Origin of the sequence: Ammoniphilus sp. YIM 78166 (genome assembly GCF_004522215.1) — a bacterium.
Classification (GTDB): domain Bacteria; phylum Bacillota; class Bacilli; order Aneurinibacillales; family RAOX-1; genus YIM-78166.
In genome coordinates this window covers 252,319-267,592 of record NZ_SDLR01000003.1, presented here as the reverse complement: position 1 = coordinate 267,592, position 15,274 = coordinate 252,319, and the positions used below count along the sequence as shown (strand labels likewise).

11 protein-coding genes are annotated in these 15,274 nt (G+C 48.9%); 1 reads left to right on the top strand and 10 read right to left on the bottom strand.

All coding sequences use genetic code 11. From position 1 onward, the window contains the following. Positions 1 to 11: 11 nt before the first annotated feature. The 4 genes from trxB to EIZ58_RS12775 form a co-directional block, all read right to left on the bottom strand. Complete coding sequence (gene trxB / locus EIZ58_RS12790; protein WP_134701196.1) at positions 12 to 977, bottom strand: thioredoxin-disulfide reductase; 966 nt, start codon at positions 975 to 977, stop codon at positions 12 to 14. A 75-nt stretch (positions 978 to 1,052) separates the two neighbouring features. Continuing rightward, positions 1,053 to 1,511: a glycine/sarcosine/betaine reductase complex selenoprotein A gene (gene grdA / locus EIZ58_RS12785; RefSeq protein WP_134701195.1), complete on the bottom strand. Its 459-nt coding sequence runs from the start codon at positions 1,509 to 1,511 to the stop codon at positions 1,053 to 1,055. A 26-nt stretch (positions 1,512 to 1,537) separates the two neighbouring features. Next, positions 1,538 to 2,845 carry a glycine/betaine/sarcosine/D-proline family reductase selenoprotein B gene (locus tag EIZ58_RS12780; protein ID WP_134701194.1) on the bottom strand — a complete coding sequence of 436 codons (1,308 nt, stop codon included), beginning with the start codon at positions 2,843 to 2,845 and terminating at the stop codon, positions 1,538 to 1,540. A 14-nt stretch (positions 2,846 to 2,859) separates the two neighbouring features. Continuing rightward, complete coding sequence (locus EIZ58_RS12775; protein ID WP_134701193.1) at positions 2,860 to 4,167, bottom strand: glycine/sarcosine/betaine reductase component B subunit; 1,308 nt, start codon at positions 4,165 to 4,167, stop codon at positions 2,860 to 2,862. A 203-nt stretch (positions 4,168 to 4,370) separates the two neighbouring features. On the opposite strand from EIZ58_RS12775, the gene ystJ reads away from it, so the two are divergent. Further along, positions 4,371 to 5,546 carry an NADP-dependent malic enzyme gene (gene ystJ, locus EIZ58_RS12770; RefSeq protein ID WP_134701978.1) on the top strand — a complete coding sequence of 392 codons (1,176 nt, stop codon included), beginning with the start codon at positions 4,371 to 4,373 and terminating at the stop codon, positions 5,544 to 5,546. 241 nt (positions 5,547 to 5,787) lie between these two features. Here ystJ and EIZ58_RS12765 read toward each other — a convergent pair whose 3' ends face one another. The 6 genes from EIZ58_RS12765 to pyc all read right to left on the bottom strand — a co-directional run bounded on the left by EIZ58_RS12765 (position 5,788) and on the right by pyc (position 15,186). Continuing rightward, a complete protein-coding gene (locus tag EIZ58_RS12765; protein ID WP_134701192.1) occupies positions 5,788 to 8,031 on the bottom strand; it encodes a molybdopterin-containing oxidoreductase family protein in 2,244 nt (747 codons plus the stop codon). Further along, positions 8,032 to 8,595, bottom strand: coding sequence for a 4Fe-4S dicluster domain-containing protein (locus EIZ58_RS12760; RefSeq protein WP_134701191.1), 564 nt, complete (start codon positions 8,593 to 8,595; stop codon positions 8,032 to 8,034). A 9-nt stretch (positions 8,596 to 8,604) separates the two neighbouring features. Beyond that, positions 8,605 to 10,476: a molybdate ABC transporter substrate-binding protein gene (gene modA, locus EIZ58_RS33305; protein WP_167577662.1), complete on the bottom strand. Its 1,872-nt coding sequence runs from the start codon at positions 10,474 to 10,476 to the stop codon at positions 8,605 to 8,607. 17 nt (positions 10,477 to 10,493) lie between these two features. Further along, a complete protein-coding gene (locus EIZ58_RS12750) occupies positions 10,494 to 11,303 on the bottom strand; it encodes an ABC transporter permease (RefSeq protein WP_134701190.1) in 810 nt (269 codons plus the stop codon). A gap of 226 nt (positions 11,304 to 11,529) precedes the next feature. Further along, the gene (locus EIZ58_RS12745; protein WP_134701189.1) at positions 11,530 to 11,724 is read right to left on the bottom strand and encodes a hypothetical protein; all 195 of its coding nucleotides are present in this window, start codon (positions 11,722 to 11,724) and stop codon (positions 11,530 to 11,532) included. 15 nt (positions 11,725 to 11,739) lie between these two features. Beyond that, positions 11,740 to 15,186 (bottom strand): pyruvate carboxylase, encoded by a 3,447-nt coding sequence (pyc, locus tag EIZ58_RS12740; RefSeq protein WP_240689066.1) that lies wholly within the window; start codon positions 15,184 to 15,186, stop codon positions 11,740 to 11,742. Between the last annotated feature and the right edge of the window lie 88 nt (positions 15,187 to 15,274).

The following is a 15,274-nucleotide window of genomic DNA, read 5'->3' as shown; positions in this document are numbered from 1 at the left end:
TCTTCCTCCTATTAAACCTGGGTGGTTTGCAAGTTCATCGCTTTGATTTCTTCTTCTAGATTTTCCACGTAGTGCTGTGCAGATAGAGCGGCAATGCTGCCATCCCCTGTTGCGGTCACCACCTGGCGGAGGGTCTTCTCCCTGACATCCCCAGCGGCAAAGATCCCAGGGATGCTCGTTTTCATCTGCTCATCCGTCGGAATGTAACCCGCTTCATTGGTTACCCCAAGATCTTTAATAAAGTCGGTAATCGGATCCATTCCCACGTAGATGAATACACCGTTGGTTGGATAATGGGTGACTTCCCCACTGACCAAATCTCGGATTTTGACAGACTCAACCATGCCATCCCCTTCAATGAGGTCGACTGCCGAGTTCCAAATGATATGAATTTTCGGATTTTCAAAAGCGCGATCTTGGATAATCTTTTGCGCGCGGAATTCATCCCGGCGATGGACAATCGTTACTTTGGAAGCAAAGCGAGTGAGGAATAGAGCTTCTTCTACCGCCGAATCTCCGCCTCCAATTACCACCAATTCAAGATCCTGGAAGAAGGCGCCATCACAAACCGCACAATAGGAAACCCCTCTTCCGGCAAACTCGATTTCTCCGGGTACGCCTAGCTTTCTTGGAAGGGCGCCTGTCGTAATGATGACGGACTTGGCCAGATAATCCCGTCCATCGATCACAACGGTTTTATAGGGATGGCCATCCTTGATGTCGCTAATTTTTCCGCGCAGATGCTCCGCGTTAAATTTGATCGCATGATCGTACATATGTTTGGACAACTCCGGCCCTAAGATGGTGCTGAATCCCGGATAGTTTTCAATCTCTTCCGTGTTCATCATCTGCCCGCCAGGACTTCCCTTTTCCACCATCAGCGTACTCATGTTTGCACGTGCCGTATAGACTGCTGCCGTCAGTCCGGCTGGACCTGCCCCGGCAATAATGACATCATAAATTTTTTGTTCGCTCATTTTTTTGACCCCTCCCCTAATGTGATATGGGATCAAGGGGGCGGGCATCCGACCCCTTGATGGATTTCTTTATGTTTACAGAGCTCTCGCCCGAGCTGTTTTCATCATTTCGCAAATGCCGTCCTTATCAAGAGAAAGCTCCATAATTCCAATTTGCTCCTGGTAAATCTCTTCTGGAACAATCGCTTTGATTTCGTCTTCTAGCACATGATAAACTTGCAAACCTAAAGCCACACCGGCCAAAGGACCGGCATAGGTTGGGTCACCCATCGTTACGGTTTCAGCGTAGATATCTGCACTATCCGCATCAGGAGATCCCAGGATCACCATCACGTTATCTTTTCCGTATTGCTCTACAGCTTTAATTAAAGAACCTTGAACCTCAAGGTCCATAGCGCCTGCCGCTGTTCAGACGAAGCACTGGGTGTCCATGAAGATGACTTCTCCGCCGCTCGCTTGCACGCACTCGGCAATCGCAGGAGCTGGAACCCCGTCTCTTTCTCCAACAATAATAATCTTTTTATCTTTTAACATGCTGATCTCTCCCTTAATTTCAAGTTTTAGTATTTCACTTCAAAAATCGTCGCTTCTTCAACCCCTGTTTCTAAAGCCTGCAAAGCCACCCCTACGCGATATTTACGCATTTTCCGTTCATCTGCCGGCGATAGGTTAGGATCTCCCAGCGGATGAGGAATGGAAACCGTCGGCACAATCCGGTTAGCTCCCACGGTCTTGGCAATGGAAACAAGGTTGGCCATTTGTACAATCGTAATGCCTGCTCTTTCAATTTCTTTCACCATCGTTGCACCGCAACGAGTACAAGTCCCTCAGGTGGATGTTAGGATAACCGCAGATACGTTGGCATCCCTTAACTGTTGGGCGATTTCTGCTCCCATGCGGCTAGCATCGGCCTGGGTTGTTCCTGTTCCTACCGTGGAGTAGACATACTCATGGATTTTGCCAACTTTTCCTTCCTGCTCATACTCACGCAGCACATCAAGCGGAACGATGACATTCGGATTTTCATTGGCAAAGGAAGGGTCGAACCCAGCATGGATGGTCTGCCACTCGCCACCCTTTAAAGAATCCTGGCCAGCAATGCTGTATTTGCCCCATTTGGTAGCGGAAGCGGACTGGATGCGATCCGGATTTCCTACCGGGACAATTCCTCCCGAGTTTACAAAAGCAATGGTTGCATCCCTTAAATCAACCGTAGGCGCAATGGCCACGCGGTCCACCTTTGGCATGGGCATTTCCGTTGTAAACGCTTCGCCGTTTAACTTTTTCAACAGCATGTTGACAACACGGTCAGCCCCTAATTCATTGGTAAACGATTCAAAGCGGATACCTCTAGGGAAATACCCTTCCTCACGGGCTGACTTTAGCGGTTCGCCGTTGGCTAGTTTCTTTAGAAACTTAGCAAGAGCTGGTACATCCTTGCGCATCGCCCCTGCACTATCACCGCCTTCAAATATGTAGAGATCCTTGCGGAACATTTCGACAGCCGGATTTTCTACATGCATGCTGGTTACGACCGGAACCCCAAAATGTTCTTCTACAGCCTTACAGATCTTGGCGCAGGCAAAACCGTATCGTCCAGCGAGGAACGCAGGTCCTGCAATGAAGAGGTCGAATTCCACTCCCTTCAGGTAGCCGATGATGGTTTCAATCGCGGTCTCTTCATTTGATCCGAAGAAGTTATCTCCGCAGATGATCGTATGCGTAACCTCGATTTCTGGGGCAACGGTGTTTTTGAGAAGCATGCCTGGGCCGATCACCCCAACATGTATCGTCGGCGCGTAATCCGCCTTATCTTCTCCCCCTATTTGTCCAAAGAATTGGTTGATATAATGTACAGCCTTTTTCATGTCTCCATCACCTCCTAATACTCAATAACCGTTTTATAATGAGCTCCTGTATTCGCATCGGAGCAGAAGAAGCCGTTGTTTTCCATTTCAATGGATCCGTCTTCTTTCACCGACCCTTCCCAGCCGCCGGAATTGCCATCCCTAGCTAGAGCAATCAAGCTGCCGATGACGACTTCCATTGGAGGAAGCTTTAATAGCTGCGATACATTTCCTGTACTGACGATGGCATCCGCTTTATCAGACAGGTCAACCAAGGATTGGGAGCGCCCGTCTCTACCTGTACATTCGTTGGTGATTCCAACCGTTTTAATTCCTGCATCTTCGAGCTCATTGATTACAGCTATAAAATCGGCGTCTGGATTACCGTACCCTTCTTCGCATACGATGGCTCCCTGAGCCCCCAAAGACGTGGCAATTTGTCTTACCTGCATCGCCGAACGGGTCTTTTCTTCCAGCTTGACATTCAGGTTGGAAAGAATGACACCAAGGAAATTAATCGTCTTCCCATGCTCCTTCAGCAAGTTTTTAATCGTAGGATTATTGGCATGCTGATAGGTGGAAATTTTGGACGAGCAAGGCATAAAGCTTCCTGAAATCACCGCTCCATCCAGCAATTCGTTCGGATGAATGAGCGTAGGCACCATGCGGTTGCTGTCCCATCCATAGAAAAGAGCGTTGTGACCGCTTTCAATCATCTGAGATTGTAGCTGCATAACATAGACGACTCCCGGCAGTTCAGTTACTCTTGCCTCACGCTGATTGAGCGGAGGAAGTTCATACACTTCCAACTCTTCCGGCTCTTGGCTTTTCACGCAATTGCCGATATATTCAGCCAGTCTCATACCTGCCCAGCGAAGGGCTTTATTTTTCTTTTGCTGTTCATGGCGTTCGAATTCTTCATCCGTATCCGCAACCAAGCAGATATTGATCAAGCTGGAAAATTGAGTCTGGTTTGCCCCTGGACCGCTCATATCAATCAGTCCATCCTGAAATCCACCCCAATACTTTCCTACAGCGAGTACGGAAGTGCCTTTCAAGGCATGTGTACGACCGCTTCCAGCCGGAACCAGTTTATTAAGCACTCCCGGAAACAGCGTTCCTCCAGATACCTTACACCGCGGTTCAATCGCTTCTTTCACTGGAGTAATGCGAATGGGATCACCAGGCTTGGCAAGCACAATATCTGCATCCGTGATATGTTCGTCTTCACGGACCACTTGCAAAGCCTCTTGTTTGTTCAGTGTCAGAATTCCATCTTGATAAGATGTGCTGTCACCGAAAACAACATCTTTTACATAGAAATTACCGATTTCAAGCTTCATCTCCTATCCCCCTTCTTCCCTTGCAGATTTTGTTGTTGGTTACTTTCTAATCATGATTATAATTTGTTTATGATTATAAGTCAATCATAATTTGTCTAATTATTAGAATTTTAAAATCTTTACTCCTATTATAATCTTGATTATAATGTAATCATGTTTATAACTTTATTTTAAAAGGAGAGATAGGATTGTCAATCTTACGAATGGAGTCATTGAAACTTCATCAAGACTATCAGGGGAAATTAAGCGTTCAAGTGAAGGTGCCTGTCAACAATGCGAAGGATTTAAGCTTGGCTTACTCTCCAGGTGTGGCAGAACCTTGCCTGGAAATCTTCAAGGACCCTCAGCGAGTATATGACTATACAATGAAAGGAAATTTGGTCGGGGTCATTTCCGACGGAACGGCAGTGCTCGGTCTCGGAAATATCGGCGCCTCAGCTGCCATTCCAGTCATGGAAGGGAAAGCGCTTCTATTTAAAGCCTTTGCTGGTGTAGATGCCTTTCCCCTCTGCCTAAATACAACCGATATCGAACGATTCATAGACACCGTGAAAATACTGGAACCGATGTTTGGCGGCATTAACCTAGAAGATATTGCGGCCCCGAACTGCTTTATTATCGAAGAACGTTTAAAGAAGGAATTGAACATCCCTATCTTTCACGATGATCAGCATGGAACAGCCGTTGTTACATCGGCAGGCTTGATTAACGCCTTAAAGTTGGTAGGAAAAAAGCTTTCCGAAATTAAGATCGTCGTGAACGGGGCGGGAGCTGCAGGCATCGCGATCACCAAGCTTTTATACAGCCTAGGCGTTAGGCATACCATCCTCTGCGATACAAAGGGAGCCATCTATGAAGGGCGTCCAGACGGCATGAACTTCATTAAAGAAGAAGTGTCCAAAATAACGAACCAGGAACGCATACAGGGTTCCTTGAGCGAAGTTTTACGCGGCGCTGATGTCTTCATCGGTGTTTCCCAGCCTGGCTTACTTACCTATGATGACATCCAGGCCATGGCCAAGGATCCGATTGTCTTCGCGATGGCTAATCCTGTACCGGAAATTATGCCGGAAGAGGCGAAAGCTGCCGGTGTCAAGGTCATAGGCACTGGGCGTTCCGATTACCCCAACCAGGTAAACAATGTCCTGGCCTTTCCCGGCATTTTCCGGGGGGCCTTGGACGTAGGCGCTACAGATATAAATGAGGAGATGAAACGGGCAGCTGTTTATGCTATCGCCAGTTTAGTGGATGATCATGAGTTGACTCCCGACTATGTCATTCCATCCCCCTTTGATCCTCGTGTCGCTCCTCATGTCGCAGCAGCAGTAGCTGAGGCTGCCCAGCGCAGTGGAGTAGCAAGACAATTGGTGAAAATTTAAGTAAAGAAGAGGGTGATCCCTAAAGGTCGGTAAAACCGACCCCCAGGGACCACCCTCTTTGCTCTAGAATTGTGAACTCCGTCAGCCCTCAGATAATTAATCGGAGCAGATTCCGTTTATTTGGGGTAAAGTGTCTCAGAATGGCAAATTAGTCGGACGTGATTCCGTTTATTTAACAGTTAGATGGTCATTTTGGGTCAATTTAGCAGCCGCACGACAAAATAACCGGAATACCCTCCGCTTATTCCGCCGCCTCGGCCACCATATCAATTCTCACCACGGTATCATTCCAAGCCTGCCCCCCGCCAATCGGATCCGTCCAATCGGGGATCAGGCCATTCGGGTTTACGCCTTTTCCTTGCGCGGTCTTGCCATATTGCCAATGGCCAAAGCTAGCCGAAATGGCCAGTACGCGCGGATGAATCGCTTCGGTGAGGTGGGCCTTCACCACTAGCTCGCCGGTTTTCGATGTGATGCGAAACTCCTTCCCCGCTTGAATCCCATAAGCTTTTGCGGTTCGCGGGTGAATCCAGCATGGATTATCCCCCACAATTTCGGTCAGCCATGCTTGGTTGGCCGTTCTGGATTGCGTGTGTACATTCCACTTGAACGTAGTCAACACGAAGTCCTCCTCGTTCAAATCCTGATGGGATCGAATCGGATGATAGGTTGGCCATATCTCCCCGTCTCTTTCGGGGATCGTAAGTTTACATTGAAACCGTCGATCCGAAGTTGAAAATCCTTTAACTATTTTCCCTTTCCATACCCTTCCTACCACGCTCCAGTTCCCGTCCTCACCTCTCAGGTAAGCAAGTCCATCCTCATCTACCGAGATATTCGGATCACCCAGCGTATAGGCAGTTTCAGTGAGATAAGGCTCATAGGGTACAGACGCCGACTCACTTGTCCACATTCCTTCCGCCTTCAAACCTTCCAATCCCCCTGGCACGGGTGCAGCCCACACTCGGACAAAGTGCTCCGCACTTTCAAACGGGAAGTATTCAGCCATATCTTCATCTATCCGGTGAGCGAGGTCGATGAGCGTTTCCCGTATGTCTCGGCATTCCCCTGGAGGCGGAACCACCGGCTGGCGTAGACCAACATAGGGCTTGAACGCAAACGAATTCCTCGCATCCAAGTCCCACTTTTCCAGAAACGTAGCGTCCGGCAAGATTAAGTCTGCGACTTCCGCCATCTCACTGTAAAACGCATCAATCACCACATGGAAAGGAATCTTTTCTTCATCGAGCAGCGTCTGCTTCACGAAGGTGGGTCCCTCTGGCCAGCTCATCGGCGCGTTCACATAATAGGAGAGAAGAGTATCTACCTTCGCTTTTCCCTCCGCGATATACGGAAAAATGGTACTCGAAACCGCCTTCGGATAAAGCTGATTGACGTAAGGGAAGACGGAAGGATGGGAGAGCTCGGTCCGAGCCTTCGGCTTCGGCGGTAGCGGACCCGGCTGCGGGACCGTATCATTCACATCTCCTCGAATCCAACAGCATCCTCCTTTTTTTCCCAGACTCCCTACTAACGCATTCAGGCAAAGGATTGCCCACTCGTTATGAAATCCATTTTCATGCGCGTGGGCGCCACGGTTCGTCAACGTCAAGGCACGGGGTGCCTGAGAGGCAAACTCTCGGGCTAAGGAGGTCAGGAGTTCTGCCGAAACTCCGCTTTCCCGTTCCGCCCACTCGGGCGTATAAACCGAGTAGTGCTGGCGCCACTCCTCTAGCGTTGCATTGGTCCAGTCCTCTAGAAATTCGATGTCCTGTAAATTCTCCCGGAGAATCACATGACCGATGGCTAAGGCGACAATGCCATCCGTCCCAGGGAACAGGGGAATCCATTGATCCGACTGTGCCGCTGTATTGGAGAGCCTCACGTCAAAGGTAATGAGCCGAGCTCCGTCCCTTTTCGCTTTCGCAGCACGCTGGAGCATGCCGACATGGCCCTGATGGGCTTCATAAAAATTGCTGCCAAAATTCAGAATAAATCGGGTATGCTCCAAATCCGGCGTATCCCAATCGGCATCGCCAAGGGCTGCCCGAATGGTCATTCGCTTGTTCAAAGAACAAAGTCCGCGATGACCCAGCCGATGCGGAGTTCCAAACGCATCCGTAAATCGTTCCAAAAACCCATTGGTTCGATCCCGACCATAGAGCACCACGAGCTCTTCGGGACGCTGTTCTTGGCGAAGGGGGCGCAACCGGGTGGCGAGCGTGTCCAAGGCTTCTTTCCAGGTGATTCTTTCCCAATCCCCGCTCCCTCTTGGCCCTTTTCTTCGCAACGGATACAGCATCCGCTCCGGATCCTCCACCATGTTGATGGCAGCTTGTCCTTTGGCGCATAATTTGCCGCGGGAATTGGGATCCTTCGGATTTCCCTCCAACTTGAGAATTCGACCGTCCTTGACCTTGGCTACCATCCCACAAACCGTACTACAGTTTAAACACATGGTGGGTATCTGTTGAACAACCGACATCTACGCGTCCTCCTTGCTTCCATTGACCTTACCTAGCTGTCGCTGCAGTTCGGGAGTCAAACCTTGATACCAGACGCGAGGACGAGTGGCTTCAGGTTCCCATTGTCTATACCCCTCTTCTATCTCCCGTCCAAAGCTGATGGCATCCGTGGGGCAAGTACTCACACAGGCGGGCTGTTCCCCCACCTCCAGGCGGTCGATACAAAAATCGCATTTATCTGCCTGATTCGTGATCGGATCTAAATAAATGGCACCATAGGGGCACGCTTCTACACAGGTCCCCGATCCGATGCAAGCAGCGGAGTCGATGCGGACGATACCCTCCGCTGTTCGCTGGATGGCCTGCACCCCGCAGGCCTCAAGACAGGGTGCCTCCTCACAATGTTGGCAAAGGGTCGGGACAAATGATCGGGATGTATGAGGAAACATCCCCTGTTCGATCACCTGTACACGATGCCGAAAGTTGCCCAGCGGAGCTCGGTGCTCCGCTTTACAAGACACCGAGCAGGCGTGACAGCCGCTACAGCTATTCAGATTGATGTGCATCACATATCCAGAGCTCATAGTGGCCTCCTAATTCAACGGATCGTAGCCATGGTGGATAAAGATCGCTTGCCCATCATCGGAAAGAGAGAACTTCAAAAACTCCTGAGCCAATTCCGGACTCGGGGACACCTTCGTGACAGCGATATAGTTGGTCGCTTGAACGTTATACTCCTTCGGAATCTCTACAATTTCCACTTTTTGTTGGAAGTCCGGGGTTACGTCTGTTCGGTACACGATTCCGGCTTGGGCTTCGCCTAGACCCACCTTCTGCAATACTTGTTTCGTGCTGGTTTCAAAGGACACCACATTATCTAATACCCGCTGTGGAAAATCCTCTCCATATCCGGTCTTCGCGTTATCAAAAATCTCTCGGGTATACGCCCCGATCGGTACGTTATCAACGCCAATGACGAGCTTCACCTTTTTACTCCCCAGATCCTCTAAGCCCTGAATGGCGGCCGGGTTTCCTTTCGGTACGACAATGACTTCATGCCCTTTAGAAACGGGAAAAAATTCATCGATCAGCCCTTGCTCCTTGACCGCTTCAATATGCATCAGGTCAGCGGAAAGAAAAATGTCTGCCTTAGCCCCTTGCTCCAATTGCGTTCTTAGGATTTGGGTCCCGGCAAACGTAGCCCCCATTTTCACCGTGGGATGCTGTTCTTCAAACGTTTCCATCAGCTCGTTAAACGGATGCGTCGCGTTAGCGGCCACCAAGGCGAACATTTCCTTCGTTGGCGCGGCTGTGGCAGTGGTATTGACGGCATCGGTTTTTAGCCCGTAACCGGTAATCCCAACGGCGAGGATGACTGCCGCAGCCGTTATTAATCCCTTCCATCTGGTCCGTTTTCCTCCCATTGGGATCGGGGTCGGCTCAACACTTGCGGAGGTTCGTGTACGTTTCTTCACCACGGCGCCTTCCACCACTCGCGCATGCTCGATTCGCACCGACGCAAAGACCTCTTGATTCACTTTATAATTCTGGGATTCCACCAACTCCACCCGCACATCCGCTAGGATGGAAACTTCCCCTTCTATATGCAGGCGGACAAAGCCCCCTTGAAACGCCATATCCCTGATTTTCCCAGACCATTGGTATCGACGAGGCTGCGGTTCTTCCGAGATCTCGACATGCCAAGGATGGACCGAAACGAAGGAAGGCTGTTCTTGACCCGGCTCCACATGAGGAAGCAGGTTCGTCCCAATAAACTCCGCCACGAAGTCACTCGCTGGATACTGCGCAATCTCCTTCGGATTTCCAGATTGGATAATCACCCCTTGGTCCATGACCGCTACCCGGTCCGCTAGCACGCGGGCATCCTCATAATCGTGCGTGACAACAATGCTGGGGATGGATAGCTTTTGCAAAAGCTCCTTTAATTCCGTCCGAACATGGGAACGGGTCGAAACGTCGAGTGCGGACAGGGGTTCATCCAGCAAGAGAAGCTTCGGTCGGGTAACAAGTGCCCGCGCTAAAGCCACGCGTTGTTGTTCACCGCCAGACAGCATGGCTGGCTTCGCTTGGGCTAAATGGCGAATGCCGAGAAAATCTAGCGCTTCTAGGATTCGCTGCGTCCGTTCTTCCTGTTCCAGGCTAGAAATGCCGTAACCTACGTTATTAAAGACCGTCAGATGGGGAAAGAGCGCGTAATTTTGAAACACATAGCCGATATTCCGTTCTTCCGGTGGCAGTTGAATACCTTGTGATCCATCCCACAGCGTTCGTCCATCGAGTTGAATCGATCCTTCATCTGGGGAAAGCAATCCCGTCAGCATTTTGAGCATCGTGCTTTTCCCGCAACCGGAATGCCCGATTAACACGAGCGTCTCCGCACCGATCTCTTGGGAGAGTTCTACTGTAAAATGACGTAGTCGCTTCTTTAATTGAAAAGATAACATGACCTACTTCCTCCTATCTATCGAGCTGTGCCCATGATTTTACCTAAGAATTTTTCGATAAAGCTAACAAAGAGCAACAAAGAAAAGGAGACCGTCAACAGGAGCGCCGCAATCGATACGGCCACATCGGCATCCGATTCCATCGCGGTGTAGATCGCGAGAGGCAACGTCTGCGTTTTCCCCGGTAAATTCCCTGCAAACATCATCGTCGCTCCAAACTCCCCAAGGGCCAGGGCCCAGCTTAAGGCTACCCCCGTAAGGAGACCTGGTAAGGCGAGGGGCGTTGTCACGCGCCAGTAAGTTTTCCATGCATTGACGCCCAGCGTTTGCGATACCGCAATCAGCTGGTCATCCACCGCTTCAAACGCCTGTCGCGCCGTCGTTACATAAAAAGGGGAAGCCATAAAAATCTGCGCCATGACAACTGCGATCGAGGTAAAAGGTACGGTCACCCCCAACACGCTCAGCGTTCCCCCCAGCATACCCCGCTGACCGAAGATCAGCAGCAAGCCCACCCCCACAACGGCAGTTGGTGCTACGATCGGCATCTTCAAGGCGACTTCAAGCCCTTTCTTCCCTTTGAACTCGGACTTTGCCAACCAGTACGCTAAAGGCGTACCTAACCCAACAATAAAAATGAGAGCAATACTGGTGGTCTTTAAACTTAAACTTAGCGCCTGGTAAATCACCGGACTTTGCAGTTTCTCCATAATCATCATCGGGCTCTTGGTGATAAACACCGACAATAACGGCAATAAGAGGTATGTAATGATAACTCCAATAAGCAAAAATAAAACTAATTTTCCAAACTTTCTAGATAAAACCATTTCCTCTGCTTCCTCCTTTTACCTTTTATTCGTTATTGTTGCTTTGACTGATTAGCTTACCACTTCCTCTCAACGGTTTTAATCATAATCATAATTTAATCATGATTATATTATACGTTATAAAGAAAATATTATCAATACAATAATATTTTGTAATTACTAGAGTGATTTTACCAGAAACAAAAAGAAGGATGACTCCATTCTTAAGGAGTCACCCTTCTTTCTATTAAATATAATACTGATAGTTTGACTGCGTCTCTTGAAGCAGAAAATGATAATCCTCCATCTCTAAATCTAATTCCTCGAATATCTCAAATAGGCTCTCTTTGATTTGATTTTTTATTTTTAGGTCTCTCTCCACTCGAATCTTTGCCAGCAGTCTGCTTACCTCTAGGGCCATTCCTTCTCGAAATAAGCTCACCCTCTATCTCTCCTTTTAGGCGAATTCAATCAATAGATCCTTTACCTCAATGATATCTCCTTCTTTAACATAAATGCGCTTCACCGTAAAATCCATGGGGGCTTGAATGGCGGTTTCCATTTTCATCGCTTCCGTCACGATTAAGTGGTCTCCCTTCTGCACCTTATCTCCCTCTTCCACGACAACTTTCAGCACTTTGCCCGGCATGGAGGCACCAATATGCTTTCGATTTCCGGATTCTGCCTTAGGTCTTTGCACCGCCGTAACCTCTGCCGAAAAATCTCGAATTGACACTTCCCGAGGCTGGCCATTCAATTCAAAGTATACGGTTCTCATTCCATTGAGATGTACAGGACCGACAGAAACCAGCTTGACCACAAGCGTCTTGCCCTGTTCCATCTCAATTTTGTTTTCTTCTCCCTCTCTTAAACCATAGAAGAAAGTTGGCGTATCGAGAACAGAGAGATCGCTATACGCTACCCTATTTTTCTCCATCTCCAAAAACACCTGCGGATACATGATATAGGAGAGTACGTTATAATGGGAGACTTCGCGCTGAATGTTTTCCTGCAGCTCCCGTGCGGTTTGGTCGAAATCGATTGGTTCCAGCAATTCTCCCGGTCGGCAGGTAATTGGCTTTCTTTCCTTCAGAACGATTTGCTGCAAGGACTCCGGAAAACCTTGATAAGGCTGACCAATATAACCTTGGAAAAACGAGATCACCGAATCAGGAAAAGACAAGAAAGCTCCTTTTTCATAGATATTCTCTTCATTTAATTCATTTTGGACCATAAACAAAGCCATGTCTCCCACGACCTTGGAAGAAGGAGTCACTTTCACGATATCCCCGAACAAATGGTTGACGGTGGTATACATTTTCTTTACTTCTTCAAAGCGATCACCCAAGCCGACCGCATGGGCCTGCTGCTGCAGATTGCTGTATTGTCCTCCGGGCATTTCATGCTTGTAGATTTCCGCATGACTGCCTTTCATGCCGCTTTCGAATCCGGAGTAATAGGATCGTACATCCTCCCAATAATCATTGAGCTTGTATAAGTTTTCTTGATTCAGTCCGGTATCGCGTTCCCCTTTTTCCAAGGCAGCGACTAGAGCATTGAGACTAGGCTGGGAGATCTGGCCTGACATGGAGCCAATAGCCAGGTCTACGATATCCACACCCGCTTCAGCCGCTTTCAGCAGCATGGCTACTCCATTTCCGCTGGTATCATGGGTATGAAGGTGGATGGGGATATGGATCTCTTGTTTTAACGCCTTGATCAATTCATAAGCGGCATACGGCTTTAACAGCCCCGCCATGTCCTTGATGGCTAAGATGTGAGCGCCAGCGGCCTGCAGTTCTTTTGCCATCTTGACATAGTACTCCAGATTATACTTCGGGCGATTCGGATCAAAAATATCCCCCGTGTAACAGACCGTTGCTTCCGCAATTTTTCCGCTCTCTCTGACGGCATCGATGGAGACCTTCATTCCTTCTACCCAATTTAAGCTATCGAAAATCCGAAACACATCGATCCCCGCTTCAGCCGAAGTCTTCACGAACTCCCGAATCACATTATCCGGATAGTTCTTATAGCCGACGGCATTGGCTCCTCGAAACAGCATCTGAAAAAGGATATTAGGAATCTTCTCGCGAAGCTGAATCAAACGATCCCAAGGACATTCATTCAAGAAGCGCATGGTCGTATCAAAGGTCGCTCCGCCCCACATTTCCAAGGAGAATAGGTTCGGGACCAACTTGCCCGTCGCTTCCGCTGCTTTCACCAGATCATGAGTCCGTACGCGAGTAGCTAAAAGGGACTGATGGGCATCGCGAAACGTAGTATCCGTAATGAGAAGCTTCTTCTGGCTTCCGATCCATTGGATCAATCCATCGGGTCCCTGCTGGTCGAGAATTTGCTTAGTACCATCCGGGTAAGGAGACTGGAAGGACGTCTTCGGCAGCCTTGGCTTGGTAAACACAGGCTTCTTTCCTTTCGGTAACCCCGGATATCCATTAACGACAATATTCCCGATATAGGTCAACAACTTCGTTCCCCGGTCTTGCCTCTGGGCAAACTGAAACAACTCAGGAGTCGAATCAATAAAGGAGGTATTATAATCTCCGCTTACGAATTGAGGATGCTCCATGACATTCTCTAGGAATGGAATGTTCGTTTTCACCCCGCGAATACGGAATTCCTTCAAGGTGCGCGACATTTTCGTACTGGCTTCTTCAAAGGTGGCTCCCCAAGAGCAGACCTTCACCAGCATGGAATCATAATGAGGAGTAATGATCGCCCCAGAATAGCAGTTCCCGGCATCAAGGCGAATACCAAACCCTCCACTGCTGCGATAGGCCAAGATACGCCCGGTATCCGGCAGAAACCCATTGGTGGGATCCTCTGTGGTAATTCGGCACTGAATGGCATATCCTAATCTTTCTACCTTATCCTGCGGAGGAATCCGAACCTCCGGTGCGCTCAGAGCATAGCCTTCCGCCACGCGGATCTGAGATTTGACGATATCGATCCCTGTAACCATTTCCGTAATGGTATGCTCCACCTGAATGCGAGGATTGACTTCAATGAAGTAAAAATTCCGATCTGGCGTGACCAGGAATTCGACCGTACCCGCATTAATATAATTCGCTTCCTTCATTAACGTAAGGGCGGACTGGCAAATTTCTTGACGAAACTCCTCATCCAGAGATTGGCTAGGAGCGACTTCCACTACTTTCTGATGGCGTCTCTGCACCGAGCAGTCTCTCTCATAAAGATGAACAGCTCCGCCATACCGGTCCCCGATCACTTGCACCTCGATATGCTTGGGATTCTCGATGTACTTTTCCACATACACCTTTGAACTGCCAAAGGCCGATTTTGCCTCGGAGCGGGCTCGATTAAACGCTTCGTCCAATTCATCTTGACGGCGGACAATGCGCATTCCCCTTCCCCCGCCGCCCATGGCAGCCTTGATAATGACAGGAAACCCATAATCCTTAGTGAATGCGATGGCATCCTCCAAACGATCAATCGGTTCCTCCGTTCCCGGCACAACCGGAATTCCCGAAGCAATCGCGGTCTTCCTGGCCTGAACCTTATCCCCAAACATATCTAAGTGTTCCGGATTGGGACCAATAAACACGATCCCTTCTTCACGGCAGCGGCGAGCAAAATTCGCATTTTCCGATAAAAAGCCATAGCCCGGATGAATCGCATCCACTTCATTTCTAACGGCAACTTCCAAAATGCTCTCCATATCTAAATAAGCCTCAATCGGCCCTTTCCCCTCACCTACCAAGTAGGCTTCATCCGCTTTAAAGCGGTGCAGACAAACACTATCCTGCTCCGAATAGATAGCTACTGTATGGATGCCTAACTCCGTGCATGCCCGGAAAATTCGAATCGCAATTTCTCCCCTGTTAGCAACCAGCACTTTTTTGAATTTCTTTAGATTTTCCACTTCTCATTCCCCCTTCTTTTTAAGATGCACTCAAATCTAATCATGATTATATAATAATCTAGTTTAGTGTTTTTGTAAATGAATTAGT

Coding starts and splice junctions, on each gene's coding strand:
- trxB (WP_134701196.1), bottom strand. CDS start 977: ATGAGCGAACAAAAAATTTATGATGTCATTATTGCCGGGGCAGGTCCA.
- EIZ58_RS12765 (WP_134701192.1), bottom strand. CDS start 8,031: ATGTCGGTTGTTCAACAGATACCCACCATGTGTTTAAACTGTAGTACG.
- ystJ (WP_134701978.1), top strand. CDS start 4,371: ATGGAGTCATTGAAACTTCATCAAGACTATCAGGGGAAATTAAGCGTT.
- EIZ58_RS12760 (WP_134701191.1), bottom strand. CDS start 8,595: ATGAGCTCTGGATATGTGATGCACATCAATCTGAATAGCTGTAGCGGC.
- modA (WP_167577662.1), bottom strand. CDS start 10,476: ATGTTATCTTTTCAATTAAAGAAGCGACTACGTCATTTTACAGTAGAA.
- EIZ58_RS12750 (WP_134701190.1), bottom strand. CDS start 11,303: ATGGTTTTATCTAGAAAGTTTGGAAAATTAGTTTTATTTTTGCTTATT.
- EIZ58_RS12775 (WP_134701193.1), bottom strand. CDS start 4,167: ATGAAGCTTGAAATCGGTAATTTCTATGTAAAAGATGTTGTTTTCGGT.